Origin of the sequence: Rhizobium sp. NZLR1b, assembly GCF_019685155.1 — a bacterium.
GTDB lineage: Bacteria > Pseudomonadota > Alphaproteobacteria > Rhizobiales > Rhizobiaceae > Rhizobium.
Genome location: NZ_JABDWC010000018.1, coordinates 43,192 through 56,183, shown reverse-complemented (window position 1 = coordinate 56,183; position 12,992 = coordinate 43,192). Strand labels below are relative to the sequence as shown.

The 12,992-nt window shown below is 62.9% G+C and carries 11 protein-coding genes and 1 pseudogene; 7 read left to right on the top strand and 5 right to left on the bottom strand.

The annotated features are described in order from the left end of the window. Positions 1-132: 132 nt before the first annotated feature. Together betB and betI are read right to left on the bottom strand one after the other, a co-directional pair. Positions 133-1,596 (bottom strand): betaine-aldehyde dehydrogenase, encoded by a 1,464-nt coding sequence (betB, locus tag HJB84_RS23065; RefSeq protein ID WP_221117023.1) that lies wholly within the window; start codon positions 1,594-1,596, stop codon positions 133-135. Positions 1,597-1,753: 157 nt separating this feature from the next. After that, positions 1,754-2,347: pseudogene (betI, locus tag HJB84_RS23060) on the bottom strand (transcriptional regulator BetI); the annotation flags it as partial. Positions 2,348-2,485: 138 nt separating this feature from the next. Between betI and HJB84_RS23055 the strand changes: the two are divergent. From HJB84_RS23055 to HJB84_RS23040, 4 genes are all read left to right on the top strand, one after another. Continuing rightward, positions 2,486-3,034, top strand: coding sequence for an HdeD family acid-resistance protein (locus HJB84_RS23055; RefSeq protein WP_207583410.1), 549 nt, complete (start codon positions 2,486-2,488; stop codon positions 3,032-3,034). Between the two features lie 162 nt (positions 3,035-3,196). After that, on the top strand, positions 3,197-3,439 hold the full coding sequence (locus tag HJB84_RS23050; RefSeq protein WP_221117022.1) for a type II toxin-antitoxin system ParD family antitoxin: 243 nt from the start codon (positions 3,197-3,199) through the stop codon (positions 3,437-3,439). 158 nt (positions 3,440-3,597) lie between these two features. Next, on the top strand, positions 3,598-5,421 hold the full coding sequence (locus HJB84_RS23045; protein WP_221117021.1) for a GGDEF domain-containing protein: 1,824 nt from the start codon (positions 3,598-3,600) through the stop codon (positions 5,419-5,421). Positions 5,422-5,600: 179 nt separating this feature from the next. Then, positions 5,601-6,599, top strand: a complete 999-nt coding sequence (locus tag HJB84_RS23040) for an NAD(P)H-quinone oxidoreductase (protein WP_221117020.1) — start codon at positions 5,601-5,603, stop codon at positions 6,597-6,599. On the opposite strand, the gene HJB84_RS23035 is transcribed toward HJB84_RS23040, so the two are convergent. Beyond that, complete coding sequence (locus HJB84_RS23035) at positions 6,580-8,040, bottom strand: MFS transporter (protein ID WP_221117019.1); 1,461 nt, start codon at positions 8,038-8,040, stop codon at positions 6,580-6,582. The genes HJB84_RS23040 and HJB84_RS23035 overlap by 20 nt on opposite strands. 102 nt (positions 8,041-8,142) lie before the next feature. Here HJB84_RS23035 and HJB84_RS23030 point away from each other — a divergent pair, with 102 nt between their 5' ends. Continuing rightward, positions 8,143-8,766, top strand: coding sequence for a metalloregulator ArsR/SmtB family transcription factor (locus HJB84_RS23030; RefSeq protein ID WP_221117018.1), 624 nt, complete (start codon positions 8,143-8,145; stop codon positions 8,764-8,766). 28 nt (positions 8,767-8,794) lie between these two features. Here HJB84_RS23030 and HJB84_RS23025 read toward each other — a convergent pair whose 3' ends face one another. Further along, positions 8,795-10,006 (bottom strand): MFS transporter, encoded by a 1,212-nt coding sequence (locus HJB84_RS23025; protein WP_221117017.1) that lies wholly within the window; start codon positions 10,004-10,006, stop codon positions 8,795-8,797. Positions 10,007-10,341: 335 nt separating this feature from the next. On the opposite strand from HJB84_RS23025, the gene HJB84_RS23020 reads away from it, so the two are divergent. After that, positions 10,342-11,349, top strand: a complete 1,008-nt coding sequence (locus tag HJB84_RS23020) for an asparaginase (protein WP_221117016.1) — start codon at positions 10,342-10,344, stop codon at positions 11,347-11,349. A 126-nt stretch (positions 11,350-11,475) separates the two neighbouring features. Next, positions 11,476-12,210, top strand: coding sequence for a hypothetical protein (locus HJB84_RS23015; RefSeq protein ID WP_221117015.1), 735 nt, complete (start codon positions 11,476-11,478; stop codon positions 12,208-12,210). Here HJB84_RS23015 and HJB84_RS23010 read toward each other — a convergent pair. Further along, positions 12,185-12,940: a DeoR/GlpR family DNA-binding transcription regulator gene (locus HJB84_RS23010; protein WP_221117014.1), complete on the bottom strand. Its 756-nt coding sequence runs from the start codon at positions 12,938-12,940 to the stop codon at positions 12,185-12,187. The genes HJB84_RS23015 and HJB84_RS23010 overlap by 26 nt on opposite strands. Positions 12,941-12,992 lie beyond the last annotated feature (52 nt).

Genomic DNA, 12,992 nt, shown 5'->3' with positions numbered 1-12,992 from the left:
TCGCCCCCTCATCCGGCTGCCGCCACCTTCTCCCCAAGGCGAGAAGAGACGTGCCGCGGCCTCTCGGTTCCCCCTTCTACCCTTGGGGAGAAGGTGCCCGGAGGGCGGATGAGGGGGCTGCCTGCGCTGCGATCAATAAGGCGCCTGCACCGGCCCCATGCCGACGTAAACCGTCTTCAGCTCGGAATAATGCTCCAGTGCGGCCAGCGAATTCTCCCGGCCGAAGCCGGATTGTTTCGAGCCGCCGAAGGGGATTTCCACCGGGCAGAGATTGTAGGTGTTGATCCAGAGCGTGCCCGCCTCCAGCCGGTCGACGACGCGGTGGGCGCGGGTGAGGTCGGCAGTGAAGACGCCGCCGGAGAGGCCGAATTCGCTGGCATTGGCGCGCGCGATCACCTCGTCCTCATCGTCGAAATCGAGCACCGACATGACGGGCCCGAAGATCTCCTCGCGGGCAATGCTCATATCGTCGGTGACATCGGCAAACACCGTCGGCTGCACGTAATAGCCTTCGCCGGAGACGTTGTTCGGAATGCCGCCGCCGGCAATCAGCGTCGCGCCCTCGGTCTTGCCCTTCTCGATGTAGGAAATCACCTTCTCGCGCTGCGCCCAGGAGACCATCGGCCCGATCTGCGTTGCCTCGTCCATCGGATCGCCGATCAGCATCGCCTCGGTGCGCGCCTTCAGCCGCTTCAGGAATTCGGCCTTGATCGCCTTCTGCACGAAGACGCGGGTGCCGTTCGAGCAGACCTGGCCGGTGGAATAAAAATTGCCGAGCATCGCCCCGCCCACCGCCGAATCGAGATCGGCGTCGTTGAAAACGATCAGCGGCGACTTGCCGCCGAGCTCCATCGTCACGTGCTTGAGATTGCCGGCCGCCGCCGCCGCCACCCGGCGCCCGGTCGGCACCGAGCCGGTCAGCGACACCTTGGCGACATCGGGGTGGTTGACGAGCAGCGGCCCGGTGTCGCGGTCGCCCTGGATGACGTTGAAGAGCCCCTTCGGCAGCCCCGCCTCATGCAGGATCTCGGCGATCTTCAAGGCGCCGAGCGGGGTGTTTTCCGACGGTTTGAACACCATGGCATTGCCGCAGATCAGCGCCGGCGCCGCTTTCCAGCAGGCGATCTGCTGCGGATAGTTCCAGGCGCCGATGCCGACGCATACGCCGAGCGCCACGCGCTTGGTATAGGCAAAATCCTGGCCGAGCGGGATATGCGAACCGTTGAGGCCGGCCGGCGCAACGCCGCCGAAGAATTCGAAGGCATCGGCGCCTGAGGTCGGGTCGGCGACGATCGTCTCCTGGATGGGCTTGCCGGTATCGAGCGTTTCGAGTTCGGACAGCGCCCGGTTTCTCTCGCGCATGATGTCGGCCGCCCGTTTGAGGATGCGCCCGCGCGCCATCGGGCTCATCGCCGCCCATTCCGGCTGGGCGCGCTTGGCGGCCGCAATCGCCTTCTCGACGATCGCAGGCGTTGCCGCGTGCAGCCGGGCGATCACCTCGCCGGTGGCCGGATAGAGGCTCTCGATGACGGTGCCGTCGGTATCCTCGACATATTCGCCGTCGATGAAGTGCGAGGCTTTCGGCTGGGCTTTCATGTCATTTGTCCTTGGGTGGTGCGATGTGGCTTTTCCTTCTCCCCTGGGGGAGAAGGTGGCCCGCAGGGCCGGATGAGGGGGCGGCAGTCTCGGCCTTTCGGCCGTTCGCTCCTGCGTCGCTCACCCCCTCATCTGTCCCTCGGACATCTTCTCCCCGCTGGGGAGAAGGGGAAACGACGGCCAGAAGCGCATTCAGATAATCCTCGGTCAGCGCGATCGAGGCTTCGATGCCGATCGGCGCCGATTTCAGACTTTGCCTGATATAGAGCCCGTCGATCATCGCCGCAGCGCCCTCGGCGATGCGTTCTGCGGCGTCGGCGGGCAGCAGCGCCTTGAGATCGACGAGCAGGTTGGAGCGCAGCCGTCGGGCATAGATCACCAGGAAACGCCGCGTCTCCTCGGAGCGCTGCGCCTCGGCGTAAAAGGCAAGCCAGGCGGCGATCGTGTCCGGCGCAAACTGGTCGGCGTGGAAGCTGACCCGGATGACCGCCGAAAGCCTGGCGCGCGGCGTCCGGGCTGCACGGAGCGCCGACACCGTATCGCTGCGCAATTGTCTGAGAAGCGAGCGGATCGTCTCGATCAGCAATTGTTCCTTGCTGCCGAAATAATGATGCGCCAGGGCAGGGGAGACGCCGGCCTGGCGGGCGATGTCGGACATGGTGACGGCAAGCGAGCCGTGATCGCCGATCACCCGCAACGCCGCATCGACAAGCGCCTTCCGGCGCACCGGTTCCATTCCAACTTTAGGCAACCGCCAACTCCCCTATTGTCGGTAAGGATATTTTTGATTGACTGATCAATCAACAAAAATATTTGCTGAATTGATTTCGCGCACATCTTTTAGGGAAGAACTGGGGCAACATATTAGGAGTTGATCAGGAGGTGTTCTATGACCAGCGTCTTCAACGAAATGCCCGCATCCTCGCTGCGCTCGAAATGGGCATGGTTTCTCGGCCTCGGCGTACTGCTTCTTATCTGCGGCCTCATCGCTCTCAGCAACCTGTTGATGGCGACCGTCGCCTCGGTCTTTTATGTCGGCATGCTGATGCTGGCAGGCGGCGTCATCTACCTCGTCCACGCTTTTCAGTTGCGCCGTTGGGATCAAGTGCTCTTCTGGGCCCTAAGCGGCGTCCTTTATGTGCTTGCCGGCATCTGCGCCTTCATCAATCCTATCTTTACCTCGGCGGCCTTGACCCTGTTTCTGTCCATTGCCCTGCTGGTGGCCGGCATCTTCCGTCTCTGGGTTGGAATGCGGATGCGACCGCTGAAGGGCTGGCGCTGGATCGTTGCAAGCGGCGTCATAACGGCGCTGGCCGGCTTTGTCATCGCCCTGGGCTGGCCGGTGAACAGCCTCTGGATCCTCGGCCTGTTCCTGGCCGCCGATCTCATCATCCAGGGCTCGACGATGATCGCCTTCGGCCTCGGCATCCGTAGTTAAAGCCTTTTTGATACGCCTATTTTGACAAGGGCATGACAGGGGATTAGACTTAAGGGGTATGGACCGCTCGCCAAAAGCGGGTGGCCCTGTGTGCGATCGCCGCAAATGGTCATGCGTCCCCCAAAGGCAGGGTTCTGCCTGAATAAAAAAGGGAGGAAGTTCATGCCGATGGTCACCGTTTCCATCTCTCCGCAACAGGCAGCGGGCATCCGCGCCGCCGTCGACAATGGCGGCTATGCCTCGAGCAGCGAGGTCGTCCGCGAGGCGCTCCGCCTCTGGGATGCCGCCCGCAAGCTCAACGAATTCCGCGACGATGTTCTCGACGACGAGGGCGCTCCGTCCGGCGGCAGATGTGTCGCCGACATGTTCGCCGATCACGAGGCCGAGCGCCGCCGCTCCGCCTGACGAAGCGCCTGATTGTATTTTTGAATTCAAAGTAAACGCGGAACGCGTGGCCGCGTCCTGCGTCTTTCACAAAACTTTCATATTGGCGAAAGGGTTCATTGATCCTTCCGGGGCATCTTCCTGACCAAGAAGAACAAGTCACAGTGGAGATCAGCCAAATGAAGAGCGGGACTTCCCTGGCTGCCAACGTCGAGCCCGGCGTCCTGCGCCGCTATGCTAGCGACCAGATCGTCACGTTTGCCAAGCTCGTGGTCGAGAACGCTTTTCAGCCGATCGTCGAGGCCGGCACCGGCACGGTGTTCGGCTATGAATCCCTTATGCGCGGCCAGGAGCGCATCGGCTACGACACGCCGGTCGACATTCTCGATGAGGCTCATCAGGCAGGCCAACTGCTGCAGCTGGAGCAGATGCTCGCCAGCCGCGCGCTCGCCAAATTCGCGTCGCTGTCGAATTTTTCCACCTCGACGCTGTTTCTCAATCTCGATGTCCGGCTGATCCCTGATGGCGAACGCCTGGTCGAGAGCCTGCTGCAGCACCTGCGAAAGGCGAATGTTCCGCCATCCTCCATCTGCTTCGAGTTCTCCGAACGCTTCGACAACACCAGCGTGCCGGAATTTTCCGCCCTGGTGTCGAAGCTTCGCAAGGCCGGTTTCAAGCTGGCGATCGACGATTTCGGCGTCGGTCACGGCGAGATGAAGCTGCTTTGCGATCATTCCGTCGATTACCTGAAGATCGACCGCCATTTCGTCGCCGAGATCGATCGCAGCCCCCGCAAGCGCCACCTGCTGAAGAGCATCGTCAACATCGCCCACGTGCTCGGCACCCGCGTCATCGCCGAAGGCATCGAGACCGAGGCCGAATTCATCACTTGCCGCGAATATGGCGTCGACCTCGTCCAGGGCTGGTTCATCTCCCGTCCGACGACGCACATATCCGAGCTGGCGCCCTCTTTCCCACATCTGCAGGAACTCGGAAAAAGCAAACGTAACAGCCAGTCGCTCGACGAAATCCTCATCCGCAAGCAGATCGAACTCTTGCCGACGGTTTACGAGAACGACAGCATCGACAGCGTCTTCGAACTCTTCCGCCGCAACCCGCGCCAGGCCTTCTTTCCCGTGCTCAACGCCAATAACGAGCCGCGCGGCATCATCCACGAGCAACACCTCAAGGAATATATCTACCAGCCCTTCGGCCGCGATCTCCTGAAGAACAAGATGTACGAGCGCAGCATCTCGCATTTCGTCGAAATGGCGCCGATCGTCGGCCTCGACAGCGACGCCGAGCAGCTGATGGCGATCTTCGCCAATATGGAAGGCAGCAACTGCCTGATCCTGACCGATAACATGCGCTATGCCGGCGTCGTCTCCGCCGCCTCGCTGATCAAGGTCATCAACGAGAAACAGCTGAAGACCGCCCAGGACCAGAACCCGCTGACCGGCCTGCCGGGCAATCGTGCCATCCGCGATTTCATGCGCCAGTCCGGCCGAGACGGCGATGAGGTCCGCCACTTCTGCTACTGCGATTTCGACAATTTCAAACCTTTCAACGATGCCTACGGCTTCCATCTCGGCGATCACGCGATCTCGTTGTTTGCCGCGCTGATGCGCCGCTATTTTTTCGCCGAGCGCCATTTCCTCGGCCACGTCGGCGGCGACGATTTCTTCATCGGCGTCGTTGGCTGGACCAAGGAGGAGCTGACGGAAATCCTCGACCGGCTGATCAGCGATTTCCACGACGATGTGCTTGACCTTTATTCCGACGAGCACCGCGCCGCCGGCCGCATCCTCGGTCACGACCGCGCCGGCGCCGAAGCCTTGTTTCCGCTGATGCGCTGCTCGATCGGCGTCATCGAACTGCCGGAAGGCCTCGTCATCGACGATATCAACCGCGTCAGCGCCGAGATCGCCGTCATCAAATCGGCCGCCAAAGAGAGCGAGGAAGGTCTCATCTTCCATCTCCTCCAGCGCCGTGCGTCTATTTAGACGCGCAAGGACGCTGCAGAGCTTATGCAGCGGGCGAGGCGAATTGACGCCCTTGCCATTTCCGGCCTTCCCAAGCCTGCAGGGCTGACTTATTTCCTTGGCGCAGAGCATTTCAAGCAAAAGTGTGCAGCGGTTTTGCGTCCGGAATGCCTGAAAAATGCTTCAGGGAGGGTCGCGCTATGTCACTGCCTCAGGAAATGCGTTTCGTCGATCTGCCGTCCTTCGGCGGACCGGAGGTGATGACGATTGGCAAGCGCCCGTTGCCGGTGCCGGGTGAGGGCGAGGTTCTCGTCCGCGCCGAGGCGATCGGCGTCAACCGCCCCGATGTCGCCCAGCGCCAGGGCAGCTATCCCGCGCCCAAGGGCGCGAGCCCGATCCTCGGCCTGGAGCTTTCGGGCGAAATCGTCGCGATCGGCGCCGGCGTCAGCGGCTATCGCGTCGGTGACAAGGTCTGCGGTCTCGCCAATGGCGGCGCCTATGCCGAATATTGCCTGCTGCCGGCCGGCCAGATCCTGCCCTTTCCCAAGGGTTATGATGCGGTCAAGGCTGCCGCCCTTCCCGAAACCTTCTTCACCGTTTGGGCCAATCTTTTCCAGATGGCCGGGCTGACGGAAGGCGAGACCGTGTTGATCCATGGCGGTTCCAGCGGCATCGGCACGACGGCGATCCAGCTCGCCCGTGCCTTCGGCGCCGAGGTCTATGCCACGGCCGGTTCAGGTGAGAAATGCGATGCCTGCGAAAAGCTCGGCGCCAAACGGGCGATCAACTACAGACGCGAGGATTTCGCCGAGGTGATCAAGGCCGAGACCGGCCACGGCGTCGACATCATCCTTGACATGATTGGCGCCTCCTATTTCGAGCGCAATCTCGCATCGCTTGGAAAAGACGGCTGCCTGTCGATCATCGCCTTCCTCGGCGGCGCCGTTGCCGAAAAGGTCAATCTCCAGCCGATCATGGTCAAGCGGTTGACGGTCACCGGCTCCACGATGCGCCCGCGCACCGCGGAAGAAAAACGTGCCATCCGCGACGACCTGCTCTCCGAGGTCTGGCCGCTTTTGGAAGCCGGCACCGTCGCCCCCGTCATCCACAAGGTCTTTGCCTTTGAAGAGGTCGTCGAAGCCCATCGGCTGATGGAAGAGGGCAGCCACGTCGGCAAGATCATGCTGCGCCTCGGCTGAGCGTTTTATCCGCGTTGCGGGCGACGTGCATCAATGTCAGTGAGACGCCGAGAGCCAGAACGCCGGGCAGCGCCATCAGCAGATAGAGCCAGTAGGCCGCCGACAGCGCCCCTGATACACCGCCGGGATCGACGAGGCCGGCGCCATTGGCGATGACGCCGGCAAAAGCGGCTCCGAAAGCGCCGCCGAGCGAACTCATCGTCGGGATCGCCGAGGACGCCTTGTCCTGTTCGTTGTCGGCAACCAGCGTCAGGACCATGGCGACGAGATGCGCCCAGCCAAGACCGACGCCGACGCCCATCATGAACATGCCGATCGCTGCCGGCACGATGACGAGCACATGCGCATTCGGATTGTCGCTGGCGAGGAAGAGCGCGAGGCAGGCCGTCGCCGCCGCCTCGATAAGCGCACCGGCAACGATGGCCAAATACGCCTTCCGGCCGGTCAGCGAGCCGCTGAGGAAGGCCGCAAACGTCCAGCCGAGGGCGACGAGGGCGACGAGATAACCCGAGACAAGCGGCGTCACCCCGTGCAGGACCTGGAGGAAATAGGGAATGAAGACGTCGCTGACGAGCACGACCGTCATGGCGAGCATTGTCAGGTAAACGCGTGCAATCGGCCTGGAAAGGCTGACGGCGCCGGAGGGCAGCAGCCGGTTCGGGCTTCTCCCCTCGATGAAAAGCATGCCGGCGACCGCGGCGATCGAGGCCGCGATCAAAGCGATTTTCGCAGCCGTCGTTTCGATCGTTCCGGCGGTGCTGACCATCAGCACGGCGCCAAGCAGCAGCCCGATCTGGGCAACCGGCGTCTTGGCCTGCTCACGGTCGTCTTCGACCTCGGGCAACAGCCGCGGCGCCAGCACCGCCATCACTAGGCCGAGCGGCACCAGCACGATGAAGGCATAGCGCCAGCTGCTGCCGGCGGCGAAGAAGCCGCCGAGCGTCGGTCCGATGACGGTCGCCACACCCCAGATCGCCGCATAAAGCGTCGACGCCTTCGTCCATAGCGGCTCGGGATAGACGAATCGGATGAAGGCATAGCCAAGCGCTGCCAGCGCCCCGGTGCCGAGACCCTGCACCGCGCGTCCGAGCAACACCACCGGCATCGACGGTGCGGCTGAAGCAATCAGGCTGCCGACGCCGAAGACCAGCGCGGCGATCACATAGATGGCGCGAAGCCCGATCCCCCGCGGCCGCATGGCGACGAAGATCGAGCCGAGCACAGCTGCGGCGACGAACAGGCTGGTGACCCAGGAAAACAGCGCCAGCCCGCCGATGTCGCGCACGATCGAAGGCGCGATCGTCGCCATGATGTAGCTCTCCACCGCATAAAGCGCCACGCCGCCGGCAAGCATCAATGTTGCCGGCAGGTGCTCGGGCAGGAAGAGGCGGAGGAGGGAGCTGGCGCTGGGGATGGCTGCAGTCTGGTCGATATCGGACATGGAATGATCCCGAGATTTTTGCTGGCGAAGAATTATTTTCCAAGTTATAAATTGGAAAATTACATGCTTCCCGGATTAAAACAAGATGTCACTTGGAAAAATATGCGCCAGTCCCCCGCCAACCGGATCCTGATCCTGATAAAGACCGAAGGTCCGCAGCTTGGCGCCGCGATCGGCGATGCGCTCGGCATTTCAGGCGAGGCTGCCCGCCAGCAGCTCGCCAAGCTGGCGGAGCAGGGGCTGGTGGAGCCGGTTACCGTCGGCGCCACGGGCCGGGGTCGGCCGCGTCAGCTCTGGCATCTCACCGCCAGCGGCAACCGCCAATTTCCCGACGGCCATTCCGAATTGACGGTAAACCTGCTCGGCACGCTGGTCGAACAGCTTGGCCCGGCAGCCCTCGACACCGTCATCTCGGCCCGCGAGGCCGAGACGCTGCAGCGCTATCGGCAGGAACTGGAAAATGCCGGCGACCTTGCCGCGCGTGTCGAGGGCCTTGCCGCGATCCGCACCCGCGAGGGTTACATGGCCGACAGCTGGCGCGAGGCGGACGGCTCATTCATGCTGGTCGAAAACCACTGCCCCGTCTGCGCAGCCGCGTCTGCCTGCGCCGGCTTCTGCCGCTCCGAGCTCGAAACCTTCCGCGCCGCCCTCGGCGCCGAGGTCGAGCGCAGCGAACACATCCTGCTCGGCGCCCGCCGCTGCGCCTACCGCATCACGCGTCGTTGACCGATACCGCTCGCAAGCAGCTCGCGCTTCAGGCCGGCTGCTGCGCCTGACGCTTGCTGCTTTCGAGATAAAGCAAGACTCCGATCGACGCGAGACCTGCAGCGGCGCCGACGAAGGCGGTTCCGGAATAATCGGTGATCGCAGTGCCGAAGGCGAAGAGCCCGGCGGCGATGCCGGTGCCGATGAAGGTGTTGAGCGAGATCAGCGAGGTTCCGAGACCCGGTCGGTCCGCGATCAGGTCCTGCAGATAGGTGATCGGCACGCTGAGGATCACCGCCGCCCCGCAGGCGTTGAGGAGGAGCAGCGCATAGATGTGCCAGGGCGCCGAGGCAAATCCGAGCAGCAGCAGATAGCAGCAATAGATCAGCGCTCCGAAGGCGAGCACATGCACGGTGCGGAACCGCCGTTGCGCCATGCCCCACATCATCATGAACGGCATTTCGAGAAAGGCCGTCAGCCCGGCGATGAAGCCGACATCGACCACGCTTCCATCAGCCGCATGGGTGATGATCAGCGGCAGAAGCATACTGTTTAACCGCTGCAGCCCGAAGAGCAGCGCCATGACGATGACGCGCGAAAGTACATAGGGCATGAAGATCCGCTTCAGCGATGCAAAGAACCCGGGCTGATCGGGGGACGGACCGGCCGTGCCGTTTCCGGGCGCGAAGAAGAAATACAGGCAGAAACAGGTGAAGCTTGCGAAGGCCGCGATCCCATAGGCCGGCGTCATCGACGGCGAATTGACCAGATAGAGGCCGATCATCCCCGGCGCCAGCGCCCATGAGCCGGAAAACAGCGCCCGCACCGTTGCGGTGATCCCCGCCGCCTGGCCGCGATCCATCTGGTTGGTCCTGGCGCGCAGGCTGGCAAACAGCAGCGAATAGGTGGAGTTGCTCATCGGCACCAGCAACAGCGTCGAGACGATGAAGACCGCCGGGCTGTGAAAGATCGCGATCGATCCGAAGCCGAGCATGCCGGCGACGGAAAGTCCCAGCACCAGCGGCCGCCGCTCTTTCAGCCTGTCCGACCAGATGCCGAGCGTCAGGCTTGTGGTAACGTTGACGATCGCCGAGAAGAAGATCAGCGCCGAATAGACGCCGTTGCTCAGGCCCAGTTCGTTGATCCCGATGATCGACTGATAGGGCGCGGTCGAGGCATAGGTGAAGGCCAGCGCGACGAGCGTCACGGCCGGAATGCGGATCCGGTTATCGCGCAGGATCAAGGAAAAAGTGGATGGCATGGGGCGGTTCCTGATGCACCACCTTTAGCCGCATCGGCTACATCAGAGAAATGATAGTTTTCGATCACTTCGGTCAATTCTTGTGATGATCGTTTGGACGCTGTGATGGCTGTGCGACGGAACATCGGTACTTGCCGGATTGAGCGAGGCCTGGATCCCAGGCTCAGGGCTTGGGATGACGGAGATTGGCTGCGCGTTTCCGCCAAACTCGCCACGCGCGGAGCGGTAGCCGCTAAGTGGCCGTCGCTACACCGGGACAAAACGTCAACACCGTTGGCTTTCGCCCCCTGACGCGTTATGCCTGCCGCAACCCGTCAGAACCCGGATGAGAGCCCATGACCAATCCCGTCACCGTCGAAGTTACCCGCGGCCTGCTTGTCGAAAGTCGCCATCGCGGCGCGGTGGCTGTCGTCGATGGCGACGGCAAGCTTGTCTTCTCGCTGGGCGATATCGACGCCGCCGTCTTCCCGCGTTCGGCCTGCAAGGCGATGCAGGCGCTGCCGCTGGTCGAAAGCGGAGCAGCCGATGCTTACGGTTTCGGTGACAAGGAATTGGCGCTGGCCTGCGCTTCGCACAATGGCGAGGACGAGCATGTAGCGCTTGCCGCGTCGATGCTGTCGCGCGCCGGCCGAAATGCCGACGTGCTGGAATGCGGCGCCCATTGGTCGTTCCACCAGAAAACCCTCATCCATCAGGCCCGCACGCTCGATGCGCCGACCGCGCTGCACAACAATTGCTCGGGAAAACATGCCGGCTTCATCTGCGCCTGCTGCCACCAGGACGTCGATCCGAGAGGCTATGTCGGCTACCAGCATCCGCTGCAAGTCGAGATCCGCGCGGCGATGGAAAGCCTGACCGGCGCCGTGCTTGGCGCCGAGAGCTGCGGCACCGACGGCTGCTCGATCCCGACCTATGCCGTGCCGCTCAGGAGCCTAGCCCACGGCTTTGCCAAAATGGCGACCGGCGTCGGTCTGGAGCCCTTACGCGCCAAGGCATCTCGCCGCCTGGTCGAGGCCTGCATGGCCGAGCCCTTCTATGTCGCGGGCTCCGGCCGCGCCTGCACCACGTTGATGCAGATCGCCCCCGGTCGCATCTTCGTCAAAACCGGCGCCGAGGGCGTTTTCTGCGCCGCCATCCCGGAAAAGGGCATCGCCATTGCGCTGAAATGCGAGGATGGTACCACCCGCGCAGCCGAAGCCATGGTGGCGGCGACACTCGCCCGCTTCTTCGAGGCCGAAGAGAAGGTGCATGCCGCCCTGATGGCCCATGCCGCAACGTCGATGCGCAATTGGAACGGCATTCATGTCGGCGATGTCAGGGTCACTTCCGCCTTGGCTGGATGAGTGCGAGGCGCATGTATAAGTTATTAGAAAAATAAGAATTACCTAATATAAAGAGGGTGCGTCCTACGATCGCGGATTCACCCCTTCGGGGCGACGTGAGCACAGTCCAAGCCATGAGGGCAGGGCATGTTTGCAGGCCGCTATCTCTGGTGGATGCTGATGGGTATCGGCATCTTCATGTTCACCGCGCTAAGCCGCGACTATATCACCTGGCTCGTTATGCAATTGTCCGGCTGTGGGAATATGGCCGGCGCCTGCGAACCGGCCATCCTGACAATATCGAGCGTGCTCAAACCCGCCTGCATCTGGACCGCGATCGGCGTGCTCTTCATGGCGACGCTGCTCCGGCTTCACTATCTCTCGCTCATCTGGTTCTGGGGGCCGATTGTCGCGGTCTGGTTCGTCGCATCCACGCCGGTCCTCCTCTTCCTGGCAGCGGACGCAACGGCTCTGACGCGACCCGCCACGGTGGCGGCGCTGCCTATCGCCTTCCTGTTTCTGGCCGCTTTCGTCGCCTATCTCATGCTTACCCTCGAGGATGGCGACATGCCGCTCGCAGCCTCGGTGCCGTTGCGCTTCACACTCGGCCTGACGGCCGTCTACGGCGCGCTTGCTGGGGTAGCCTTCATGTCGGAACTGTCGCGAGCCGCCGGAACCCTGCTCGACATGCCGGCACTTTCCGTCGCCATCGCGCTGGTGCAGCCACATCTGCAGACAGCGCTCACTCTTGGAACCGGCAGCATGGCGCCCGCTTATGCCGTGCTGGCGGCCTTCGTCGCGGCTCTTGCCGCAAGCCTCTTGCTGCATGCTGCCGCGCCGCCGGCCCGCCGCGCCATCACGCTGCGGCGATCGCGCCGTTGAGGTCGCGATAGGGCTTCAGCCGCTCGGCCGTCATCTCCGCCGGCACGATCAATCCCGCCACCTCGGAAATTCCAAGCACAGGGCAGGGCGAGACGAGATCGAATTTCTCCTCCGTCAGCAGCACATGCGTTTCGGCCGCGCAGCCGGCGATATGCCGCTTGATTGCCGCCTCCTCGAAATCGCCGGTGGAAAGCCCATGCACCGGATGCGCGGCAGTGACGCCGAGGAAGAACAGGTCGGGGCGCAACTGCGAGATCGCCGCTGCCGCTGCCGCGCCCGTTGCCACCATCGAATGTTTGTAGAGCCGGCCGCCGGTGAGGATCACCTCGGCGGTCGGGTGGTGCTCGAGTTCGGCGGCGATCGTCGGGCTGTGGGTCGCAACCGTCAGCGGCATGTCGCGCGGCAAGTGCCGGGCGATCTCAGCCGTCGTCGTGCCGCCGTCGAGGAAGATCATCTGTCCCGGCCTGACCATCGCCGCCGCAGCAGCACCGAGCCGTGCCTTGATCTCTGACGAGACGCTGGCCCGCGCGGTGAAATCCGGCAGGTCGGGCGAAAGCGGCATCGCGCCGCCATGCACCCGTTTCAACAGCCCCTCCGCCGCCATTTCCCGGAGATCGCGGCGGATCGTGTCTTCCGAAAGGGAAAAATCCTCGGCGACGCGCTTGGCGATCACCTGGCCATCACGGCGCAATATGTCGAGGATGAGGGTTTTGCGTTGTGACGTCAGCATAGGGTCTCTGCACGAAATTAAACATATTAGCCCGATATTGCACGAACAGACT